The sequence below is a fragment of the Marinicella rhabdoformis genome (assembly GCF_009671245.1).
Classification (GTDB): Bacteria; Pseudomonadota; Gammaproteobacteria; order Xanthomonadales; family Marinicellaceae; genus Marinicella; species Marinicella rhabdoformis.
Window position 1 is genome coordinate 980,903 of the sequence record NZ_VTFS01000001.1, and the last position, 21,563, is coordinate 1,002,465.

The window sequence follows — 21,563 nt, forward strand, 5'->3', positions numbered from 1 at the left end:
CAAATGTCATATAACTGTCATTTTTCTATTGAGAACAGATATGCAATTCATTCACATACACTACTTAATTTTCCAGTTTACTTTGCTGGACATTTTTTCTACTGCTTATAATTTCTTCGTAAACCACAACTGAACTGACTATCAAACCCATATTACACAAAGCAAACAAGGCCAAACCAACATTTCTTGCGTTAGGCCTTTTAGTTTTCACCACTTGTTTTGGTAGATAGTCCACCCGTAACCTGTAAGGCGTAAGATCCTCCAAAGTTTTCAATCTATTAGCCAATGTTTGTAATTGCGGATGACCTGATCGTGATGCTTTGAGTAATAACTTCCTGCGTGAATCTCCATCATTTAACAACCTGTTGACTGAAACCCTGGGGCTCATTTGTTTGTGAAGCTGTTTTGTAAGAGAAATGAACTGATTTTGATACATAACCATTGACCTCGGTGAATTGAGGCCAATGTAAACGCCTTGTGTGGCATGGCTGTTTCAGTTGGATGATGATTTGTTGAACAATCTACAAGTGGCCCCAACTTATTGAGGCCACTCTAAGTATTTAGTGATCAGGCTGACTCACACTGAAAGTATTTTTATTAAACTTTTGCTTTAGTTTTACTTGGTCTAAAGTGATGACTGTTTCACCCATCATCGGGTTATTGATGTTGACTTTATATGGCAACCTCAAGCCTTTCTTTTCGCGGTAGTCTTCATAGGTCGTTTCTACTGACACGCTGCCCATAGACGGCATCATGACTTTCGTTTTCGCCTTGAGCACGTCACCCGTTTCGCTGTCTATATACGCCACAGTGGTTGGTAAATCCTCAACTTTGAGTGAAAGTTGATACACTTTTCTACTTTCACCATCACCCACAGTCAATTCCGACGTACCTACCACTTTGATTTCCTCATAGTTACCCGCTAAGTCAAACCAAACCGCAGGGTTTTCTCTTTGCGCCTGTTTCAAATACTTGCCCTTAAATTCAGTATATGGGTTGATGCCATAGGTGCTGCCTTTGTCATCATTAATCACCACATTGATGTCACCGAAAATACCAAAATCAATCGCTTGCTTAAAATTACCTTTGGTATCAAATTGAGAAGTGATTTTTCCAGTGATACCTGAGCTCTTAACCAGAATGCTGCCACTCATTGAAACGCCACTTTTTTTCTTCAATGCTTTCAGTCGCTTTTTAGATTTTCTCAGTGCCATGATGTCTTCAACCGTTGGTAATACTTCTGTTACTTCACCCTTTATTTTCGGCACGGTCTCAACCAATTCAGTTTTATTCTTCCAAAGCTCAAAAGCAGTGACTGTTCCCGCCTCATCTATGACGAATTTGACACTGGTGTCTGATTTGATTCTGAATTCACGAAACCCCGCTTCGTCTGGTAAATGAAGTTCAAAAGCCATCTGATTGGGGACATCCATGGTCAGTCTGTGGTTTTGAATCTTGGCATTGATGACGCCGTTCAATTTCTCAGAATCATAACCTCCCAAAAACGGTCTCAATAAAGCTGTTTCTATTTCCGGTTTGATTTCAACGCCTTTGCGTGGCAACTCAAAATTCATGCCATTTTGTTGCATGCGCATGGCAGCAACTCCGCCGTCGTTGTCTAAATCAAACGACACAGATATGGCATTGGTCAATGCAAAGAACCATTTTCCTCTTTCATCAGGGTCTTTCAATTCATACAACATTTGTCCAGGCACATCCACAGCCGGCTTACCGTCGTCTTTCACTGAAAAAGTGAATATGGCATCTTTGAATGGGCCAAAGTTGGCATGGTATTCACCCACGTATTTTTGATAATCAACCTTTGTTGATGGGTCTGCTGTGGACTGCTGACCACCTAACAGGTGCTCAAAAACAATACCAATCGAACCTTGCTGTAAAGGCGTCGCTGTAACATTGGTCAACAACACATAGCCTAGATTTTCTTCTGGTATCAAACTCACTTGGGCACCAAAACCATCGATGTTACCGCCATGTTCCACGACTTTCTTGCCTTGCCATTCTTGCAACATCCAGCCCATACCGTAACCGGCCATTTGGCTCATTTTTATTTGTTCCTCGTGGGTTTCTAGCAGCTGTTTTTCAGATAACAATTGTTCCGATCCCACCTTGCCTTTGTTCAACTGAAAGCGCAGCCACTGAGCCATGTCATTGACATTGGAATAGATGCCACCGGCTGGTGCTATATTGTTTAAATTGCGCGTTGGCATCACATCGTGTGATTCAGTTTCTTCATTCCATTGGTAGCCTTTTGAAATATTTTTATCTGTAATCGCCGTGGCGTGATTTGATGTAGCGCCTTTCATGCCCAAAGGTTTCAACAACCTGCTCATCAACAAATCGTCCCACGACTGCTTTGATATTTTTGCCGAAGCCTCGCCTGCTGCCAAAAACATCACATTGTTGTAATAGAATTTTTTTCTGAATTCATCAACAGGCTCTGCTCGAGTCGCCGTTTTTAAGATCAAATCCCGACTCGCTTGGCCATTGGCCCACAACAAATCATTGCGCGTATAACCTGTGCGGTGTGACAACATGTCCCTGAAAGTGATGGGCAGCACTTCACCCTCCACTTTGAACTCATAATCTGGTAAATAATCTGTGACCAAATCATCCCAATTCACTTGCTCATCATCTACCAACATGCCAAACAACGTCGCCGTGAAAGCCTTACTGCTTGAACCGATGGCAAATAAGGTTTCTGACGTCACCGCTTTGTTATTAGCCATGTCCATTTGGCCGAAGCCTTGAGTTAAAATAACTTGATCATCCTTCACCACGGCCAAAGCCATGCCTGGGATGTGAAACTCTTGGCGTTTCGCCTCCATGACTTCAATCAGTTTATTTAATTGTTCAGAATAAACCGTTTCTTTCGCAACCGCCAAGGTAGGCAGCATCAATGAGAACATCATTGACACTAACAACATAACGGCTTGAATGCCTGACTTAATTTTCATTTTAGTTTCCTCTTTTAAATTTAACATACTGAAATAACCTGCCAATGAATTCAAATTATTCAGCTTTGTAGACATCAAAATCATTGTCATCAATTTTATTATTCTGCAACAAATACCCCATGGACATGACCACCAACAACTGTAAAAACAGGCTCATAGCCACGGGTAAATAAGCACCCAAACCATAACGCTCATGCGCGACCAGAAAAGCCAGAAAAACGGCTGTCATTATCATGGTAAAACACTGGGCTTTGATTGCCACCCGTGCTGTTCTTATGCGGTCGTCTTGGCTTTGATAGGGGTCAACTTTTTTGCCATATATGATCCACAAAATGATGGCAAAGAAAAAAGCATAGCCAAGCAAAAGAACCACACACAAGCCTATGGTTGAACCCAGGACATCTGCCCCTACATCCATAATGGCAAAGGCAAACCATACAAAGCCCACATAGGTGGCAATAACTGCCCAAAACAACATGGGTGGAACATAATCAAAGAACTTTCGGCGCTTTAATTCCACACTTTTGATCTTGCGAGTGTCAGCTTCTTTCATCAACTTTGCAAACTTGAAGCCGGAGAATTCTAGATATTGTGATCCAATCATTTGCAACATAAAATAACCCCATGGCAGCATCGGGTGAACCCTGCCTTCACTTAAAAGCACACCTTTTATCACAAGCAAAAGAATAGCCCACCCTAAAATAAAATTAATGACATTGATCCAAAGGAATATATTTGTCGCCCGCTTAAACAAGTTTTCACTCTTAGGGTACAAACGAGGGTATGTCGATTCGGGATAATTTTCCATCACATAACGTATGCGCATCAAAATCCGCCTGGGAAAATAAAAAGACAGTAAAAGTATTTGTAAAATGAATACCACATAAAATAAAGTCTGTTCTGGCATGTTATTCTCCTAAAGGTTTGTTAAGTGCATTGGTAAATGCAATCCTGATTTCTGGGTCGGTCACCCCTGCTTTTCTTAATGCCGTTACCATTTCTGTGGCCTGTTCATTAGCCCAAGCGTTCACATCAAAAGTACAGTTGGCCAAAGCATCGGGGTGAATAAATGAACCACGATAACCTTTGGCTTGAACCACGGCATCACGCTCAAGCAAACGATAAGCTTTCGCCACCGTCTTGCTGTTCACCTCTAAATCATTCGCCAATTGGCGTATGGAAGGTAATGGGTCACCCGCTTTTAATTGACCTTTTTGCACAGCTTGTTTAATCTGCATCATCAGCTGTGTGAACATCGGAACGGTGCTTTCTATATCTACTGTAATCTTCATAATTATATGTACCTCATGTACCGCATACTCAAATGGTACAACTGGTACATGCTCAATTGCAAGAACTTTTAGATAATTAGGGATAAATTGATATGAAAGAGGACTAGAACACGCCCTTTATTGAGGTTCAGTACATGAAATTGAAGAGATTAATAATAATATCAGAAGTGGTTTTCTGTAAAAATATAATAATGACATCAGTGTTAAAAGTGATGATCAAGCCACGTCATGCTTTTTATTTTAATTATTTGACTGTTAACTGAACTGGGACAAGCCTGCATGGATCATCTACACTCTTGTTAATTCTTATCTCAGAAAATCTTTGAATGTTGCCACTTTTTTCTACAACCACATCATAAATACCCTCTGTGCACCCCCATACACCTATTGGCATGATGCGTGAATGAATACGTGTCTTTTTATTGGTTATTCTGTCACACATAAAGTGAAAACCAGGCTTGATGTGATTTACCAGTTTTTTACCTTCAAATACTTTTACATCGATGTTTTTACAATCAAAAGGCACTTCAACACCCTTTGCATCTACTTGTTGCAGCGTGATACTTGGATAGCCTACTAAAGGACATAAAACCCCTTTCAGTGGCTTCCATGGTTGAGCGTTTGAGTTTGAAAAACCAAAGAACCATAAAACAATAAATATAACCGCCTTCATTACATTCCAAAGATTAATTGTATATTCAGACTTGGAATTATTTCAAAAGTTCAGAAATCACCACATCAGCAGCCCGGATACCAAAGTGGCTGATGATGATGGGGCTGGTGCCGTAGCCGGTGTTGCAATCTAGTTTTCGGTTGTCTTTTTGATTTTGTTGCGACTCATCAAATATCGGTGACATGATTTCTTGGTTTGAAAAAATCGCTTTGACTTTCAGTTTTTTTCTGACTTTTAATGTTGGGTTCTTGCGCAGTTCTTTTCGCACCCTTCGAAGCAAAGGGTCTCTGATGGTTTTCGCCAAATCGGCCACTTGTATGCGACTGGGGTCGGTTTTTCCACCTGCACCACCTGCCATTATCAAGTTGATTTTTTTGAATCGACATTGCATGAACAGTAGAATTTTATGTTTGACTGAGTCTATGGCATCGAGAACCACGTCATAATCAGCAGCCAACAATTCATCAGCCGTGCTTTCCATAAAAAAAGATTCATGCACAATGACTTCGCAGTCTGGGTTGATGTCTTTGATGCGTTCGGCCATGGTCAAGACTTTAGATTTGCTCACCGTAGAGTCTAAAGCATGAATTTGTCTGTTGATGTTCGTTACACACAATTCATCTGCATCTATCAATGTCAGTTTCCCAACCCCTGAGCGTGCCAACATTTCAGCCGCCCAACAACCCACACCACCCACACCAACTATCGCCACATGCGATTTTTGAAGTTTTTCAAAGCCCGCAATGCCATATAAGCGTACTATGCCACCAAAACGCTCTTTCATATCTTGAATAGCTTTTTGATGTTGTTGTTACTGGCCGTTGCCAAGGCTTCATAGCTTATGCCTTTCAGGCTCGCCATTTCCTGACAAATCCTGACCAAGTCTTTGGGGATGTTACGCTCACCAGCTTTATCAAAAAAAGGTTGATCAGGCGCATCAGATTCCAACATCAAATGCGATAAAGGCATCACCTTTATTAATTGGTGTAGTTTGGTCGCTTTTGGGTTTAGACCTGCAGCGCCCATACCAACATAAATCCCTTGTGATACAATCTGTGCCGCTTGGGCCGCTGAACCATTGAAACTGTGCATCACCGCTTTAAAATAATCATGGCGTTTCAATCGTTGGAACACCGCATCAACCGCACCACGAACATGGAGTATCAATGGCAGGTCTCGTTGTTTGGCAATTTCAATTTGGGCATCAAAAAACTGCTGTTGTTTACTTTTACTCAATCCTTTGATGTAAAAATCCATGCCGCACTCACCCACAGCTATGGGATCATAAATATCTATCATGCTTTCCAGCATGGTCAGATCAGATTCTTTATGATCTGCTATCCAGTATGGATGTAACCCCAATGCCACATGTATTTTTTCGCTTTGTAATGACACCGTTTTGTTGAAACGGTCCGCTTTAACGGCAGGTACTATAAATTGAGTCACCCCTGCTGCATCTGCCTCGGCAATTAAGACCCCTCGATCTATATCAAAACGCTCATCATCCAAGTGGATATGTGAGTCAATCAAACCACTGACCGACATCATTAACTCCAAACTGGCTGTTGAAATAATTTCGGCATCACATCACCCCAAGGTACATAGTGATCAAGCAATAACAGCGCAAATAAAATCATTAAATACCAAATCGAATACTTAAATGTTTGCCAGGCCAAAAGTGGGCTGCTGGTTTTTTTGAGTTGTATTGCCATCCACAGGAATTTTCCACCCAACAATATGGCACCAGTTAAATAAATCAATCCTGACATGCCAATCAAAAAGGGAAACACCGTAACCAAAACCAAAATGATGGTGTAAAGAACAATATGCAACTGTGTAAACTCTACGCCATGAGTTACCGGTAACATCGGAATGGCCGCCTTGGCATAATCTTCTTTGCGGTAAATGGCCAACGCCCAAAAGTGCGGTGGTGTCCATGCAAAAATGATGCCGAATAACAACAAAGAATCCGCTGTCACTTCACCTGTAATACTCGACCAACCCAACACCGGTGGTGTGGCACCTGCTGCACCACCAATCACAATGTTTTGTGGTGTGGCTCGCTTGAGGAAAAAGGTATAAATAAAAGCGTATCCAATCAATGATAAAAAGGTCAATACGGCAGTCAAAATATTAATGAAATAGACCAATACGAACATGCCAACAACGGTCAAGGTCAAAGCAAACAACAACACTTTAGTGCTGCTTAATTCACCTGAAGGTAATGGCCTGTGCTGTGTGCGTTTCATGATGGCATCAATTTTTTGATCTGCCCAGTGGTTGATAGCGGCAGCGGCAGCGGAAGAAAAGCCGATACCAATCAAACCCCAAAACATCAAATCCATCGGCGGCCAATTGGGAACAGCCAATAACATGCCCACCCAAGCAGTAAATAAAATCAATAACACGACTTTGGGTTTGGTTAATTCTAAATATTGTTTATATGCAGTTGACATCAGATCGTTGAACCCCTGGTTTTATACAGCAAGATAACAGTGGTCATCAACAACAAAGCGGCCACACCATTGTGCATGGTAGCTACAACCAAAGGTAACGCCATGGTCACATTAATGATACCCAATAAAATTTGAGTCAATAACAAAACACCCAGAGTTACCCCCAAAGGCATCAGTTCACGGTTCCTAGTTAATTTGAAAATCAACCAAGAAAAATACAAAGTTACGACCACAAACCCTATTCTGTGCATCATTTGAATGGCCATTCGAGCGGGGCCATCTTTGACGCCGAATTCATAGTTTGGGCCATACTTTTTGAAAATATCCAATGCTTGAACAAAATCCATTTGAGGCCACCATTCTCCATTACAAGCTGGAAATCCCTGGCAAGCCAAAGCCGCATAGTTGGCACTGGTCCAACCACCCAAAGCAATTTGTAAAACCAATAACATCAATGCAATGATCACCATTCCTTGTTTGACATGTCCCGCATATCGATATGGCGTGATACCTTCAGTTCTAGAACATGCCAGCCAGGTCAGCAATGAAAGCATCAGCATGCCTCCCATCAAATGGCTCATCACTATGCTAGGATGTAACTTCAGAGTGACGGTCCACATACCTAATGCAGCTTGAAATAAAATGACAAAACACAAAGTCAGTGGTAAAACATATGATTGTTTGTCACGTTGTTTGAAGGCCCAAATAAATAAACCCAACACCAACAAACCCAATATACCTGCTAAATAGCGATGCACCATTTCTTTCCAGGCTTTGTGCGGTTCAGCGGCGCGTTCTGGGAATGCTTCGTTTGCGGCTTCAATTTCATGTGCCTCATCAGGCCAAGCCAAATGACCATAACAACCGGGCCAATCAGGACAGCCTAAACCGGCATCTGATAATCTGACATAGGCACCCAATACAATCACACACAAGGCCAAACCTACAGCCAACCAAGCTAAATTTTTATATTTCATCTCAACCACCTTTACGCTTGAGTAGTAATTTGATGTCCTGACTGATTTCTGTACTGGTGTTTTCTTTTTTAAACGCCATCATCAAATAACCTTCAGGCGCAACCACATACAAACCATTTCCATCTCCATGTGAAACCTGACTCAATTCATCCATGGTTTGATTTAAACCCGTTAAATCTTTGGTAGTGATTTTTAAAACATGTTGATAGGCATCTTCAGTTGGCATGGCTTTGAAATCTTCAGCCCATAACATCAGTTTTAATTTGTCAGCTCGATGACCCATGGTTAAACGATAACGATGCAAGTTATCTTCCAGCTTGACACAGGATGCATCGCATTCGCCTTTGACACGGTAAACCAGTGTCCAATGGTTATTGAACTCATTAGTCCATTCATCTTGTGAAAAGTCAGCAACTTTGACAGGAGGAGTAATAAATTCTCCATGATTTTTTGTACTGTCAGGTTGATAACTGATGGCCCCAGAACTCATTAAATAAGCCACAACCACTGGAGTTGCAAATAACAAAACGATGGCAACTATGGACAACCTGTTTTTAGTCTTAGCTTGCATGATTTTTCCTCAAAAACACCAAATAAAGCAAAAACAACACCAGTGACATGGTAAACCATTGTACCGCATAAGCTTGGTGCTTTTCTGGCGGCATCATCTGGCTTTTCCAATCACGTTCATAACCGTCCGGCATGAGTTGATTGAGCTTAAAAATAAAGGGCAGGATTATACAATCTTTGTTGTTTTTTTGCCCACAAAAGCGTGACTTTAACCATTTCTTGGTCACATCTTCAGTTAAATAGGTGACTTGCTGCTTTTCATCATCTGTTAAAGTTTGTTCACCCAACTGAACGCCCGGCCGTGGCCAATCACCTTGTAATAATGTCCAAACTTGTCTTGCTGTCACTGGATCCTTTGCTGCAGAAATTTGTTTAACCCAGCCACGATTAACCAAAGCAAAAACTGCACCATCAAAAAATGACATCACACTATATACATGAAAGCCAACTTGTCCATCATGGAATTGATTTTCAAGATAAAATGCCACTTCACTGTCCCATTCACCTTTCACCTGAATGGTTCTAAATCGAGGTACTTTTGACACACTTGCAGCGTCAGTCACTTCAAGTGGTGTGGATTCAGACAAGTGGTCCAACAGTTCGCGTTTCTCTTCAGCCCGATTTAATTGCCAAAACCCCAAACGCAACATCAACAAAAAGATGGCAAGCCATAATGCAGTAAATAACCAAGGGAAACGCCTTTCAGCCATATCAGCCCGGAACCATTTTGGTACCATGAGGTACCACCCATCCCATTTTCATGGCCAACAGAAGCAGCATAAATAACAGAACAGATGCGACAATTCGAACGGTCAAAAATCGTACAGTATTTTGGCTTTTACCCTTACCTTTCACCATATAAAACAAGGCTTGTCCCAGACTGAACAAAATGAAAAGGAAAGCAATTATAATTATGTATTTCATAAATTTATCTCATAAAAAAAGCCCAGCAGAGCCGGGCTTCCTATTTTAACTGTTTGTCGGATGTTTACAAAATATAAACGAAGATAAACAAGCCCAACCAAACCACATCAACAAAATGCCAGTACCAAGCAACCGCCTCAAAACCAAAATGATTCTCTGGTTTGAAATGTCCTTTAGCAACTCGAACAGTGATGATCGCCAACATAATGGCACCTAAGGTCACATGCATGCCGTGAAATCCCGTCAATAAAAAGAATGTAGAACCATAAATACCTGATTCAAGTGTCAAATTCAAATGGTAAGCTTCAATGTACTCAGCAATTTGGAAGTACATGAATATCGCACCCAATAAGACTGTAGCCGCCAACCAAATAACTGTTTGCGTGCGGTTGTTAATTCGAATCGCATGGTGAGCAATGGTAACAGTAATAGAACTGGTCAATAACAACATGGTATTGATCAAAGGCAGGTGAAATGGATCTAAAATTTCAAATTTGCCGCCTAAATCAGCCGGACCATTGGTAGGCCACACACCTTCATAACCGTTCCACAACTCATTGTTGGTACTTAATCCAGTGCCTTCACCGCCCAACCAAGGCACTGACAAACTTCTGGCATAGAACAATGCACCAAAGAAACAAGCAAAAAACATAATTTCAGAAAAAATGAACCAAATCATACCCATTCTGAATGATGTGTCTACGTCGGTGTTATATAAGCCAGCTTCACTTTCCTTTATGACTTCACCGAACCAACCAAACATCATAACGATCATGATGAGCAATCCTGCATACATCAACCAAGGAGTCATGGCTGTTTCTGAATTCAGCAAGTGTGCTGCGCCAACAACAGTAGTTGTTAAACCCACTGAGCCCACGATGGGCCATTTGGCTTTGTGTGGAACAAAATATTGATCTGCTTTTACTTCAGACATGGTCTTAGCCCCTATATTTAAATCTTTTCATGAGCATCACTGCCTTCAGCTTTTTGCTTGGCGGTCATGCTGTTTCGGTTAAAAAATGTGTATGACAAAGTCAATACATCAATGTCTTTCGGAATGTCCGATCGAACAATAAATGTCACCGGCATGTTTTTTGACTCACCCGGCTTTAACAACTGTTGGGTGAAACAAAAACATTCGGTTTTATCAAAATAAATCGATGCTTCATTAGGGGCCACACTGGGAACAGCTTGCCCTGTCACATCAAAAGTCGCTAAATTCTCAGCAACATATTCGGCGGTGTACATTTTACCAGGAATCACTTCCATGGAAAATTTAACGGGTTTGAATGACCAGGGTAATGCACTGTTCACAGTACCATCAAATTGAACAGTGACCCGGTGATTTTCATCAATAATTTGACGTGACAAAGTTTGCTCTGTCGCCACACCTGTCTTCCCATTCAATCCTGTGATGTCACAAAACACATCATACAAAGGAACCAAAGCATACCCAAAACCGCCCATGAACAAGACGACTATCAAGCACTTCTTCAAGGTTTTTTGTGTTTTGGCATCCATCAGTTAAACCCCAGCCTTTTGTAAAACCACAAACACAGACCAGACAGCAATACCCACTGCCAACACACCCAACACAACCGCCGTTTTACGGGCTTTCTTGCGTTGTGCAATCCAGTGAGCTTGCTGGTCTTTGTCCTTTTGGTTCATATGATCTTGTTCAGACATCAGTGAACGTCACCGTGTGCCATTTTTTTCAAGTCCACAGGACCGAATTCTTCAAACGTGTGGTGTGGCGCAGGAGATGGAACAGTCCATTCTAAACCTTTCGCATCACCCCAAGCATTGGCTTCAGCTTTCTTACCACCGCGAACAGTTTTGATCACAATGTATACGAAGAACACTTGTGCCAAACCGAAGGCGAAACCACCGATACTTGACATCATATTAAATTCTGCAAACTGTGTTGAATAATCTGGAATACGACGTGGCATACCCGCCAGACCCAAGAAATGTTGAGGGAAGAACAGCACATTCACAGAAATGGTTGACCACCAAAAATGAATCTTACCCAGTTTTTCACTGTACATGTGACCAGACCATTTTGGTAACCAGTAGTAAGCACCTGCAATAATTGCAAATACCGCACCAGGAACCAACACGTAATGGAAATGCGCAACAATGAAGTAAGTGTCATGATATTGCAAATCAACTGGCGCCAAAGCCATCATCACACCCGAGAAACCACCGATTGTGAACAAGACAACAAAAGCCAATGAGAACAACATCGGTGTCTCAAAAGTCATCGCACCTTTCCACATGGTCGCAACCCAGTTAAAGATTTTTACACCCGTAGGTACAGCAATCATCATGGTTGCATACATAAAGTACAACTCACCACCTAATGGCATACCCACTGAGAACATGTGATGCGCCCAAACGATGAATGACAAGAATGCGATACCTGCTGTTGCATAAACCATAGAGACGTAACCAAACAATGGTTTACGAGCAAAGGTAGGAATGATTTCTGAAACCACACCAAATGATGGCAAAATCATAATATAAACTTCAGGGTGACCAAAGAACCAGAAAATGTGCTGGAACAATACAGGATCACCACCACCTGCTGCATTAAAGAAGCTGGTGCCGAAGTATCTGTCAGTTAACAACATGGTGACAGCACCTGCCAAAACTGGCATCACAGCAATCAACAAGAATGCCGTAATTAACCATGTCCATACAAACAATGGCATGTTCAAGTAGCCCACATTTGGTGCCCGCATGTTCATGATGGTGGCAATCACGTTAATCGCACCCATGATGGATGAAATACCCATCAAATGCACAGCGAATACCAAGTAAGCAACATTATGCCCGCCTTGCAATACCAATGGTGGATACATGGTCCAACCACCGGCTGGCGCACCGCCATCCATAAATAAAGTTGAGCCCAATAAGCTGAAGGCAAAAGGTAAAATCCAGAATGACCAGTTATTCATGCGTGGTAATGCCATATCTGGCGCACCAATCATCAATGGAATCATCCAGTTAGCTAAACCAACAAAAGCCGGCATCACCGCACCAAACACCATAATCAATGCATGCATTGTGGTCATTTGGTTAAAGAAATCAGGTTCTACAAATTGTAAGCCTGGTTGAAACAGTTCTAAGCGAATAATCATCGCCATGGCACCACCGATGATGAACATCGCCAATGCAAAAATCAAATACAAAGTACCAATGTCTTTGTGATTGGTGGTTAATAACCAACGGTTAACGAACCCTTTTGGCTTATGATCGTGTGAATCGTGACTCATAATAACTCCTCAATTATTTCAAGTTCTTGACATCTGTAGGCTGAACAATATCGCCTGCAGTGTTGCCAAAAGAATTTCTGGTGTAAGTGATGGCAGCAGCGATGTCAGTCTCTGACAAGATGTTGCCAAATGCAGCCATGGCCGTACCTGGCTTGCCATTCAATACCAAACCGATCTGGTCAGCTGCTGGCCCATTAACAAAATCACTGCCAGCTAAAGCAGGGAACGTCGGTGGCAATCCTGCACCGTCAGCTTGGTGACATGTGGCGCATTGCTGGTTATAAACCGCCTCACCTTTAGTCATCAACTCTTCTTTGGTCCATGTTTTTTCTGCCATTACAGCTTCTTCAGCTTGGCCGCCTTTTTGTTCAGCTACCCATGCCGCATAATCTTCTTTACTGACGGCTTCAACTACCACTGGCATAAAACCATGATCCTTACCACACAGTTCAGCACATTGGCCTCGGTATGTACCTGGTACTTTTACATTGGTCCAAGCCTCATTGACAAAGCCAGGAACCGCATCACGCTTCCAACCAAAATCAGGCACCCACCAAGCGTGAATCACATCATCGGCAGTCAACAAAAATCGAATATTGGTATCGACTGGAATCACCAAAGGCTTATCAACATCTAACAAGTAGTTGTCTACTGTTTCTGGCTTGATACCAGAATCTTTTTGACGGGCAATGTTACTGTCTTTGGCCAGGGTACTCAAAAAGCCAAAACCTTCATCCATGTAATCGTAACGCCATTTCCACTGATATCCCGTGACTTTGATGGTCATGTCCATGTTCATGGGCTTGCCGGCTTCATCAGTTGGGTTTTCCATCTGTATCAAAGCTTTTGTTGCAGGCCAGGCCATGGCAGCCAAAATCACAATCGGTATGATGGTCCACAATATTTCCGCAAAAGTGCTGTGCGAAAATTGCTCAGGGGTCACACCTTTAGACTTTCTGTGAGCAACAATTGAATACAACATGGCACCAAATACAATAATACCTATCACCACACAAATCCAAAACGCCAGCATGTGCATGTCATAAGCGGTTTGACTGTAGTCAGTGACACCCTTCCTTAAGTTCAATCCATATTCAGCCCATGTAGCAGACGAAAACAGTAAACCTGTTACCAACCACATCAACTTAGTCTGTGCTTTTTTCATAAAATCGATACCCTAATGAATTTTTGAATATATTGACCTAAATCAATGCGACTTTTTGTCGCACAGGTCAAACGGCGCAATTCTACCACGCGGACAAATAAATATCTCTATCCTGTTGTTATTTTTTTGTTAGGCAGGCGAAATGTTAAGGCAAGATTTGAAGCCAAGAGCAACATCCTCTTGGCTTGCAAAACAAATTTATTTACGAATTTCTGAACTTTTTTGGTGGTAAATCAAACCCTCAGCCTCGGCCAATGTGGCCGCATGTTTTGACAACTGGACACGGCCGTTATCGTTGATTTTCTGTGTAGATTGGACTTTCAGGAATTGGTGTACGCTCAAGCCGCCTGAAAATTTGGCCGCCCCTTCGGTTGGCAAAGTGTGGTTAGGCCCAGCACAGTAATCACCAAAAGCCACTGCAGAATTTTCGCCGACAAACAAAGAACCGTAGTTGGTCAACAAGCTGCAATCAAAACCTGTATCACACACTGTCAAATGCTCTGGCGCATAATCATTGATGAATGCCACCGATTCTTCTTGGCTCGCTGACAAAACCAGAACAACATTGTCATTGGCTAACAATTGCTTCCCATCGTCATGATTCTCTAACCCCGTGTAAAGATTTTCTAACAGCTGTTCAGACTCACTCACTACCACGCTGACGGCATTCGCATCATGCTCAGCTTGCGCCAAAGCATCGAGCATCAACCACTCAGGCTCTGCCACTTCATTCGCGTAAATCAACAACTCACTGGGACCTGCCAAAGTATCAATAGCAGTGCGACCTTGGATTTGAGCTTTGGCTTGATTCACATAGGCGTTACCCGGACCGACCACCAAATTAACCGCGGCCGTGTCTTTATAACCATAACTCAAAGCACCAATCGCTTGTGCGCCACCTAAATGCAGGAACTCTGTGGCACCAGCCAAACTGGCCGCGGCCAATAAAGCAGGGTGATCCGAAGGCGAACAGGCCACCCGCACTGGACAGCCTGCCACCTGTGCTGGTGTCAGTGTCATCATGGCGGTAGATATCAGCGGAAATTGACCGCCCGGAATGTAAGCACCAATACGCTCAATCGGCTGGTAAATGTAACCGAACTCACCGATGTCATCAGAGAATTCATCGCTCTTGAGGTCTTTGATTTGAAACTGGCAAAAGTTCTTGATGCGCTGGTATGCAAACTGAATCGAAGCTTTAAGCTCATCTGACAAGTCATATTCATCAAAAGGTTTGAGCGTGATGTAACCTGCTTGGCGACCATCAATTTGTTCAGTCCAACGATCAACCGCCGCATCACCTTCATTTTTGATGTCACTCAAAATTTCAGAAACCGTGGCAGCGACCTGCTGGTTGCCTTTCAAAGCCGGCCTGACATAATCAGCAGCTTTGATAACGTTTAATTTATTCAAGCCCTCAGCGTTCATTGTTGCGGCTCCGCAAGTCATTGACCAACTCTTGCACCGTGACGCCTTTGGCTTTGGCCATCACCAAAGTAAAGAACAGCAAATCTGCAGCTTCCCAACGCACATGATTGTGGTCGGTGGCTTCAATCAACTCTTCACACTCTTCACGCAATTTTTCAATTTGCAAATCATTGGAGGCAAATAACTGTTGTGTGAAAGACGGCTTCTCGTTCTCTTCGGCTAAACGCGCATCAAACACTTCGTTCAAGTAATCTAAAGTATAATCATTGCGCTGACTGGCGAAACAACTGTATCGTTCAAAGTGACAAGCATTGCCCGTTTGTTTGACCAAAAACAACAAAGTATCTCCATCACAATCGATATCAACTTGCACCAATTCTTGGGTGTTGTTACTGGTTAAGCCTTTGGTCCACAATTCGCGACGCGACCTTGAATAGTAAACACCTTTGCGCTCGTTCAACGCTTTTTTCAGTGACTCCGGTGATGAATAGGCCAACATCAGCACTTTCCCTGAATCGGCATCTTGAACTACGGTTGGCAACAACGGCGCTTTATCAAAATCAACCAAAGACATGAAGGCTTGATCCAAGTGCATGCTGCCAGAATAAATCGCCATGCCGATTTGTGAATTGGCACCCTTGGCATTGATCCATTGCAAATCTTCATAAGTGGTGATGCCGCCAGCCACCGTTACTGGCACGCCCGATGCTTTGATTACATCTTCAATTCTCGGCTGATCAATGCCTTGCATCATGCCTTCTTTCAACACCTGCGTATACAAGAACTCACCACAACGCGTGCTCCATTCAGCAATGATGTCCAAAACCTTAACGTCTTGGGTTTTTTTCCAGCCGTGGGTGGTCAAAAAATCACCTTTGGCATCAATGGCAAAAACCAGTGACTGACGCGGTAGCTTGTCTACCCATGCCTCTTTGGCCGATGTACCTAATATGATTTTACTGGCACCGGCAGCCAAGTAGGCTTTGGCTGTTTCCAAATCACGGATACCACCACCCACGCGACATTTTCTTTTGCGCAACATCTGTTCAATCAAATCTTGATTGCTGCCTTTGCCCATCGCCGCATCCAAATCAATGATGGCCACTTCGCCATACAGGGCAAATTCTTCCAATAATTCAAAAACGTCTTCACGTTCAATGATTTTTTTATCGCCTTGTTGTAACTGAACTGCCTTGCCGTCCATGAGGTCAATTGATGGAATTAACATGTTATTTTCTAACCTTTATTTTATTGTTTATTAAGTAATCTTTGATGTCACCGACGGTATATTCTCCTCGGTGAAATAAGCCTGCAGCCAAAACGGCATCGGCACCTGCAGCAATCGCGTCGACAAAATCTTGTGGCCCTTTGGCACCACCTGAGGCAATCACCTGCACTGGAAAATTAGGGCCGAAACTTTGCAGCAAATCACAATCGAATCCACTGCCAGTTCCATCTTTGTGCATGGCCGTCAACAGTATCTCGCCTGCACCACGATCGACGACTTCTTGAATCCAATCTTGGTAATTGACATCGGCCAATTGGCTGCCACCGTGGGTATAAATCGCCAAGTCGTTGTTTTCATTTTTGTTGACATCAATGGCCACCACAATGCTTTGCGAACCATATTTGCTAGAAATCTGGCTGATCAACTCTGGATTTTGTACCGCCGCCGTGTTCAATGTGACTTTATCAGCACCGGCATTAAAAAATTTATCTACATCGTCAATGGTTTTGATACCGCCGCCAACAGCAAATGGAATACTCAAATGCGTCGCCACTTGATAAACCATGTCGAGTGCAGATTGTTGGTTATCGACACTGGCTTTGATGTCCAAAAAGACAATCTCATCAGCGCCCTGTTCTTCATATTTTTTGGCCAATTCAACAGGGTCACCCATGTCAACCAAGCCTTTGAAATTAACGCCCTTGACTACGCGACCCAATGCAACATCCAAACATGGAATGATCCGCGGAATCAAGTCTGATGCGTAAACGCGATTATCTACTGACATATTGTAGTTCGCAGACTGCTTATTGTTCGCAGACATAGGCAATTAACTCCCGGCCAAATGAGCCTGATTTTTCTGGGTGAAACTGGAACCCGTATAAATTGTTTTTTTGTACTGCGGCACAGAACAAATCACCATACACAACCTTGGCGGTACAATAATCGCTGTCAGGTGCAGCATATGAATTAACGAAATAAGCAAATTGGTTTTGCATCGACAATTTATATGAATTCAACTTAGCCCAGCCGACCATCGGCGCTTTTGGATGACGTAATCGTTTGACCGACCCATTAATTAATGCCAAGCCTTCAGCATCTGGATCTTCCTCGCTGGACTCAAACAGCACTTGCATACCGACGCATATTCCAATCAACTTTCGGCCTGCCCCCACCCAATCGAGTAAAAACTCACGCCAGTTAAGCGTATCAATTTGCGATGCAACAAAAGCAAAACGCCCCTGCCCAGGCATCAACAACACATTGACATCATCATCCAATTGATCTGGTGTTTGTACCACCTGCAATTGAAAGCCGGCTTCTTTTACTGCCGTTTGAATACTCAGCAAATTACCAGAATCTAAATCAATGATGGCCACTTTGGTGCCTGCACTCTTGACTTTAGCCACTGTCATAGCACACCTTTAGTGGTGGCTTCTGTTGCTGTCGGCTGCAAAGCTTCTTTCAAAGCATATGCCAAAGCCTTAAAAGCACCTTCAACCAAGTGGTGATTATTAGAAAAATACATGTTCTTGATGTGCAAAGTGATTTTGGCATTGACAGCAAAACTGTAAAAGAAGTGCGTCCACATTTCGGTATAAATGCCACCCACAGTACTTTGTGAAAAGGGCAAATCCGTGATGCAATAAGCACGACCACACAGGTCAACAGCACACAAAGTCAGCGCCTCATCCATCGGTAACAACCGCTGGCCATAACGGGCATTGGGGCTGTTTGCTTTCCAGGCTTGATAAAAAACCTCACCCAAACAAATCGCCGCATCTTCTATCCCGTGGTGATCATCAACCTCGGTGTCAGCTTTCATGGACAGCTGTAAATTCCAACCCGCATGTGAGGCCAATTGATCCAACATGTGATCAAAAAAAGGCAAACCTGTATCAATTTTTGACAATGATTTATCACCCTTAATATCGAGTGACAATTCAATTTCGGTTTCTTTGGTTTTTCTGTTTAAAGTAATCATGAGAACAAAGCCTCTAATTGGTTGATGTTGTCCAGCACCACATCGGCACCGGCTTGATAAAGCACTTTTTCTTGTTGTTCTGAGCCACCTGAAATACCGACACAAATGCATTGCGCGGCATTTCCTGCTTGCATGTCATCGACATTGTCACCACAAAAATACATGCCATCATTATCAGACAGTTGCCATTGCTGTTTCAGCCACAAAATACCTTCAGGATCGGGTTTGCCATTTTTAACGTCATCTAAACTGACTACGAAAGCAGGCGCTATGCCCAATTGCGACACGCCTTGTTTGGCTTCAAATCTTGGCCTACCTGTGACTACGGCACGCTTCTTGCTGGTTTCAAACAAAGGCGATTCATTGCGCAACAAATTCACTTCGTCCTTGAACCGACCGCGTTGCGTTTCTGTGCCCAAGTAGAATGTTTGAAACACATCGGTGACTTTTTGTAAGTCTTCCACTTGTCCCAAATCTTGAATCATGGCTTGCGCCAACACCCAATCATTATTGTAACCACCTTGGCTGCGTTTGCTGACAATTTGTTCAATTGTCACCGTTTTACCAGTGAATGATTCCACTGTATCAACGATCGCCAAATCATAACTAAAGGAAGTATCAATCAAGACGCCGTCCATATCAAAAGCAACTGCTGCCGGCTCAAAAATCTGTTTCAAAGCCGACATGACAGGATTTAATTGATAAGGAATGGTGATACGCAAACAATCAGGCAATCCACCCAAAGCCGTTTTGATTTGAATCCCTTGTTTTTTCAACACATTGGCGATTAATGTTTTTTGTTGGTCCGAAACACGGAACAGTAAAAAATTACCTTGAGCCGGACAAACAAACAAACCTTGAGACGCCAAATAATCATTGACCAGCGACCTGTTTTGTCGGATTTGTTGACAATACTCAGACACCGAATCCCTCTGAGCCCAAGCTTGTGCTGCAATTTGCAAATTGGCTTGAGACACGTTGAAGGGCATGGTGAGTCTGCGAATGCGGTTAATCAACTGCTCATTACCTAAAACATAACCCACACGTACGCCAGCCAGGCCAAAAGCTTTTGAAAAGGTGCGCAAGCAGATGACATTATCATATTCGCTGTAATAATTAACCTCATTGGCTTCAGCGAACTCAACATAAGCCTCGTCCAAAAACACCCAAGCACCTTTGGCAGCCGCCGTTTCTATCATGTCGCGCAACACCTCGTCAGCCAAGAATTCCCCTGTTGGGTTATTGGGACGGGTTAATATCACACACTGTCCGTTTTTTATTTGGGCTTTCACCGCTTTGGTGTCGATGGACAAATCAGCTTGCGCCGGCACAAAAGTGACTTCATTTTGCCAAACACCCTGGTTGTGCGTGTACTGACTGAAACAAGGCTCTGGAATCAACAATGGCATGTCTTCCAGTTTTGACAACTTATACAATAACTCAATGCTTTCGTCACCACCATTGGTAAGCAACAGTTGCGACGCATTGAGCGCCAAGTCTTGTGCCATTTTGGCTTCCAAAGCTTGGCGATTGGGGTATTGCCACAAGTCCTTGACTTGTAGCTGGAACTCACCCAACCACTCAGGCAATTTATCGGCCCGTTCATTAAAGTCTAGTTTTAAATCAACAGTGTTCATGTGTTTTATCAATTAACTGAATTAAATGGCTTTGCGGATTGGCGTTTCTAAGATATCGGTCGCACCCGCAGCAATCAATCGTGGTAACAAATCTTTGGCTTCCGTGCGCAAAATCGCCGCTTTCACAGAGAAGGCATCAGACTTGTACAGTTTGCTGACGGTGGGTGAACGCATGGCTGGCAACAAAGCGACAATTTTCTCGATGTTGTCTTGCTGACAGTTCATTTCGATCAAAACACGCTTGCGACCATTAAGCACACCGCCCATCAACATCAACATGTTTTGGATGATGGCGTTCTTTTCAGGGTCAGCCATGGTTTCGGCATTGGCAAAGAATTGTGTAGATGACTCATAAACGGTATCAACAATCTTCAAACGGTTGGCTTTGATGGTTGTGCCGGTGCTGGTGTTATCAATCACCATGTCAGCATCTTCAGGCGGGAACACTTCCGTGGCGCCATATGAACGCAACAACTCGGCATCAAAACCGTTATCAGCCAAAAACTTTTTGCTTAAAGCTTTATACTCTGATGCGACAATGATCTTGCGTTGTTTCAATGCGTCGTAATCCCAATCTTCAGGAATACAAGCGACGATTTTAACTGGGTTGAAACCCAAGTCTTTCAATACCACCACATTGGCACCTTGTTCTTCAATCCAATCCTTGCCAGCAAAGCCAATGTCGTGTTGGCCCAGTTCAACCAAAGATGGGATATTTTGACTTTTCAGCAACTTCACTTCAAATGTGTCGTCATTACACACAGGGCGGTAATTGCGGTCATTGCCCTGCAAGGTCAAACCGATGTCAGAAAGCAGTTTAACGATCTCTACTTGTAATTTCCCCTTCGGGATGGCCATTTTGATTGTCATGATGTTCTCGCTTTAAAATAAGTTAAGTTAATAATTTAGATAATATGTTTAATAAATTTTTGCCAAAAAAAAGCCCCGTTAAATAACGAGGCTTTTTGGAATTTTG

24 protein-coding genes are annotated in these 21,563 nt (G+C 42.9%); all 24 read right to left on the reverse strand.

Annotation, left to right across the window (positions count from 1 at the left end; translation table 11 throughout):
- Nucleotides 1-64 precede the first annotated feature (64 nt).
- Nucleotides 65-388 carry a hypothetical protein gene (locus FET73_RS04245; protein WP_154222660.1) on the reverse strand — a complete coding sequence of 108 codons (324 nt, stop codon included), beginning with the start codon at nt 386-388 and terminating at the stop codon, nt 65-67.
- 172 nt (nt 389-560) lie between these two features.
- The gene (locus FET73_RS04250; RefSeq protein WP_179952103.1) at nt 561-2,975 is read right to left on the reverse strand and encodes a serine hydrolase domain-containing protein; all 2,415 of its coding nucleotides are present in this window, start codon (nt 2,973-2,975) and stop codon (nt 561-563) included.
- Nucleotides 2,976-3,030: 55 nt separating this feature from the next.
- Nucleotides 3,031-3,882, reverse strand: coding sequence for a hypothetical protein (locus FET73_RS04255; RefSeq protein ID WP_154222662.1), 852 nt, complete (start codon nt 3,880-3,882; stop codon nt 3,031-3,033).
- A 1-nt stretch (nt 3,883) separates the two neighbouring features.
- Nucleotides 3,884-4,267: a GntR family transcriptional regulator gene (locus tag FET73_RS04260; RefSeq protein WP_154222663.1), complete on the reverse strand. Its 384-nt coding sequence runs from the start codon at nt 4,265-4,267 to the stop codon at nt 3,884-3,886.
- A 244-nt stretch (nt 4,268-4,511) separates the two neighbouring features.
- Complete coding sequence (locus FET73_RS04265) at nt 4,512-4,940, reverse strand: hypothetical protein (protein WP_154222664.1); 429 nt, start codon at nt 4,938-4,940, stop codon at nt 4,512-4,514.
- A gap of 37 nt (nt 4,941-4,977) precedes the next feature.
- On the reverse strand, nt 4,978-5,724 hold the full coding sequence (locus FET73_RS04270) for a tRNA threonylcarbamoyladenosine dehydratase (RefSeq protein WP_154222665.1): 747 nt from the start codon (nt 5,722-5,724) through the stop codon (nt 4,978-4,980).
- Complete coding sequence (locus FET73_RS04275) at nt 5,721-6,485, reverse strand: TatD family hydrolase (RefSeq protein WP_179952104.1); 765 nt, start codon at nt 6,483-6,485, stop codon at nt 5,721-5,723. Before FET73_RS04275 ends, FET73_RS04270 begins: the two co-directional genes overlap by 4 nt.
- Before the next feature lie 2 nt (nt 6,486-6,487).
- Nucleotides 6,488-7,396 carry a heme o synthase gene (gene cyoE, locus FET73_RS04280; RefSeq protein ID WP_154222667.1) on the reverse strand — a complete coding sequence of 303 codons (909 nt, stop codon included), beginning with the start codon at nt 7,394-7,396 and terminating at the stop codon, nt 6,488-6,490.
- Entirely contained in the window at nt 7,396-8,373 is a 978-nt protein-coding gene (locus tag FET73_RS04285) for a COX15/CtaA family protein (RefSeq protein ID WP_154222668.1), read from the reverse strand. The genes cyoE and FET73_RS04285 overlap by 1 nt, the downstream gene beginning before the upstream one ends.
- A 1-nt stretch (nt 8,374) precedes the next feature.
- Nucleotides 8,375-8,944 (reverse strand): hypothetical protein, encoded by a 570-nt coding sequence (locus FET73_RS04290; RefSeq protein WP_154222669.1) that lies wholly within the window; start codon nt 8,942-8,944, stop codon nt 8,375-8,377.
- A complete protein-coding gene (locus FET73_RS04295) occupies nt 8,934-9,653 on the reverse strand; it encodes an SURF1 family protein (protein ID WP_179952105.1) in 720 nt (239 codons plus the stop codon). Before FET73_RS04295 ends, FET73_RS04290 begins: the two co-directional genes overlap by 11 nt.
- A 1-nt stretch (nt 9,654) precedes the next feature.
- Nucleotides 9,655-9,867, reverse strand: a complete 213-nt coding sequence (locus FET73_RS04300) for a twin transmembrane helix small protein (RefSeq protein WP_154222671.1) — start codon at nt 9,865-9,867, stop codon at nt 9,655-9,657.
- A gap of 64 nt (nt 9,868-9,931) precedes the next feature.
- Entirely contained in the window at nt 9,932-10,801 is an 870-nt protein-coding gene (locus tag FET73_RS04305) for a cytochrome c oxidase subunit 3 (protein WP_154222672.1), read from the reverse strand.
- A 17-nt stretch (nt 10,802-10,818) separates the two neighbouring features.
- Nucleotides 10,819-11,388 (reverse strand): cytochrome c oxidase assembly protein, encoded by a 570-nt coding sequence (locus FET73_RS04310; RefSeq protein WP_154222673.1) that lies wholly within the window; start codon nt 11,386-11,388, stop codon nt 10,819-10,821.
- 3 nt (nt 11,389-11,391) lie between these two features.
- Nucleotides 11,392-11,553, reverse strand: coding sequence for a hypothetical protein (locus FET73_RS04315; protein ID WP_154222674.1), 162 nt, complete (start codon nt 11,551-11,553; stop codon nt 11,392-11,394).
- Entirely contained in the window at nt 11,553-13,145 is a 1,593-nt protein-coding gene (gene ctaD / locus FET73_RS04320; protein ID WP_154222675.1) for a cytochrome c oxidase subunit I, read from the reverse strand. Before ctaD ends, FET73_RS04315 begins: the two co-directional genes overlap by 1 nt.
- A 13-nt stretch (nt 13,146-13,158) precedes the next feature.
- Nucleotides 13,159-14,310 (reverse strand): cytochrome c oxidase subunit II, encoded by a 1,152-nt coding sequence (gene coxB / locus FET73_RS04325; protein ID WP_218944258.1) that lies wholly within the window; start codon nt 14,308-14,310, stop codon nt 13,159-13,161.
- Between the two features lie 198 nt (nt 14,311-14,508).
- Entirely contained in the window at nt 14,509-15,738 is a 1,230-nt protein-coding gene (gene hisD / locus FET73_RS04330; protein WP_154222676.1) for a histidinol dehydrogenase, read from the reverse strand.
- A complete protein-coding gene (hisI, locus tag FET73_RS04335; RefSeq protein ID WP_154222677.1) occupies nt 15,728-16,966 on the reverse strand; it encodes a phosphoribosyl-AMP cyclohydrolase in 1,239 nt (412 codons plus the stop codon). Before hisI ends, hisD begins: the two co-directional genes overlap by 11 nt.
- 1 nt (nt 16,967) lies before the next feature.
- Nucleotides 16,968-17,789 (reverse strand): imidazole glycerol phosphate synthase subunit HisF, encoded by an 822-nt coding sequence (gene hisF / locus FET73_RS04340; protein ID WP_484502564.1) that lies wholly within the window; start codon nt 17,787-17,789, stop codon nt 16,968-16,970.
- Nucleotides 17,773-18,381, reverse strand: a complete 609-nt coding sequence (gene hisH / locus FET73_RS04345) for an imidazole glycerol phosphate synthase subunit HisH (protein ID WP_154222678.1) — start codon at nt 18,379-18,381, stop codon at nt 17,773-17,775. The genes hisF and hisH overlap by 17 nt, the downstream gene beginning before the upstream one ends.
- Nucleotides 18,378-18,950, reverse strand: coding sequence for an imidazoleglycerol-phosphate dehydratase (locus FET73_RS04350; RefSeq protein ID WP_154222679.1), 573 nt, complete (start codon nt 18,948-18,950; stop codon nt 18,378-18,380). The genes hisH and FET73_RS04350 overlap by 4 nt, the downstream gene beginning before the upstream one ends.
- Nucleotides 18,947-20,587 carry an aminotransferase class I/II-fold pyridoxal phosphate-dependent enzyme gene (locus tag FET73_RS04355; RefSeq protein WP_154222680.1) on the reverse strand — a complete coding sequence of 547 codons (1,641 nt, stop codon included), beginning with the start codon at nt 20,585-20,587 and terminating at the stop codon, nt 18,947-18,949. Before FET73_RS04355 ends, FET73_RS04350 begins: the two co-directional genes overlap by 4 nt.
- A gap of 21 nt (nt 20,588-20,608) precedes the next feature.
- On the reverse strand, nt 20,609-21,457 hold the full coding sequence (gene hisG, locus FET73_RS04360) for an ATP phosphoribosyltransferase (RefSeq protein ID WP_154222681.1): 849 nt from the start codon (nt 21,455-21,457) through the stop codon (nt 20,609-20,611).
- Nucleotides 21,458-21,563 lie beyond the last annotated feature (106 nt).

Coding starts and splice junctions, on each gene's coding strand:
- hisF (WP_484502564.1), bottom strand. CDS start 17,789: ATGTCTGCGAACAATAAGCAGTCTGCGAACTACAATATGTCAGTAGAT.
- FET73_RS04265 (WP_154222664.1), bottom strand. CDS start 4,940: ATGAAGGCGGTTATATTTATTGTTTTATGGTTCTTTGGTTTTTCAAAC.
- FET73_RS04285 (WP_154222668.1), bottom strand. CDS start 8,373: ATGAAATATAAAAATTTAGCTTGGTTGGCTGTAGGTTTGGCCTTGTGT.
- FET73_RS04350 (WP_154222679.1), bottom strand. CDS start 18,950: ATGATTACTTTAAACAGAAAAACCAAAGAAACCGAAATTGAATTGTCA.
- hisI (WP_154222677.1), bottom strand. CDS start 16,966: ATGTTAATTCCATCAATTGACCTCATGGACGGCAAGGCAGTTCAGTTA.
- coxB (WP_218944258.1), bottom strand. CDS start 14,310: ATGAAAAAAGCACAGACTAAGTTGATGTGGTTGGTAACAGGTTTACTG.
- FET73_RS04315 (WP_154222674.1), bottom strand. CDS start 11,553: ATGTCTGAACAAGATCATATGAACCAAAAGGACAAAGACCAGCAAGCT.
- FET73_RS04260 (WP_154222663.1), bottom strand. CDS start 4,267: ATGAAGATTACAGTAGATATAGAAAGCACCGTTCCGATGTTCACACAG.
- FET73_RS04290 (WP_154222669.1), bottom strand. CDS start 8,944: ATGCAAGCTAAGACTAAAAACAGGTTGTCCATAGTTGCCATCGTTTTG.
- hisD (WP_154222676.1), bottom strand. CDS start 15,738: ATGAACGCTGAGGGCTTGAATAAATTAAACGTTATCAAAGCTGCTGAT.
- FET73_RS04270 (WP_154222665.1), bottom strand. CDS start 5,724: ATGAAAGAGCGTTTTGGTGGCATAGTACGCTTATATGGCATTGCGGGC.
- FET73_RS04305 (WP_154222672.1), bottom strand. CDS start 10,801: ATGTCTGAAGTAAAAGCAGATCAATATTTTGTTCCACACAAAGCCAAA.
- cyoE (WP_154222667.1), bottom strand. CDS start 7,396: ATGTCAACTGCATATAAACAATATTTAGAATTAACCAAACCCAAAGTC.
- FET73_RS04255 (WP_154222662.1), bottom strand. CDS start 3,882: ATGCCAGAACAGACTTTATTTTATGTGGTATTCATTTTACAAATACTT.
- FET73_RS04300 (WP_154222671.1), bottom strand. CDS start 9,867: ATGAAATACATAATTATAATTGCTTTCCTTTTCATTTTGTTCAGTCTG.
- FET73_RS04295 (WP_179952105.1), bottom strand. CDS start 9,653: ATGGCTGAAAGGCGTTTCCCTTGGTTATTTACTGCATTATGGCTTGCC.
- hisH (WP_154222678.1), bottom strand. CDS start 18,381: ATGACAGTGGCTAAAGTCAAGAGTGCAGGCACCAAAGTGGCCATCATT.
- FET73_RS04250 (WP_179952103.1), bottom strand. CDS start 2,975: ATGAAAATTAAGTCAGGCATTCAAGCCGTTATGTTGTTAGTGTCAATG.
- FET73_RS04275 (WP_179952104.1), bottom strand. CDS start 6,485: ATGTCGGTCAGTGGTTTGATTGACTCACATATCCACTTGGATGATGAG.
- hisG (WP_154222681.1), bottom strand. CDS start 21,457: ATGACAATCAAAATGGCCATCCCGAAGGGGAAATTACAAGTAGAGATC.
- ctaD (WP_154222675.1), bottom strand. CDS start 13,145: ATGAGTCACGATTCACACGATCATAAGCCAAAAGGGTTCGTTAACCGT.
- FET73_RS04355 (WP_154222680.1), bottom strand. CDS start 20,587: ATGAACACTGTTGATTTAAAACTAGACTTTAATGAACGGGCCGATAAA.
- FET73_RS04245 (WP_154222660.1), bottom strand. CDS start 388: ATGAGCCCCAGGGTTTCAGTCAACAGGTTGTTAAATGATGGAGATTCA.
- FET73_RS04310 (WP_154222673.1), bottom strand. CDS start 11,388: ATGGATGCCAAAACACAAAAAACCTTGAAGAAGTGCTTGATAGTCGTC.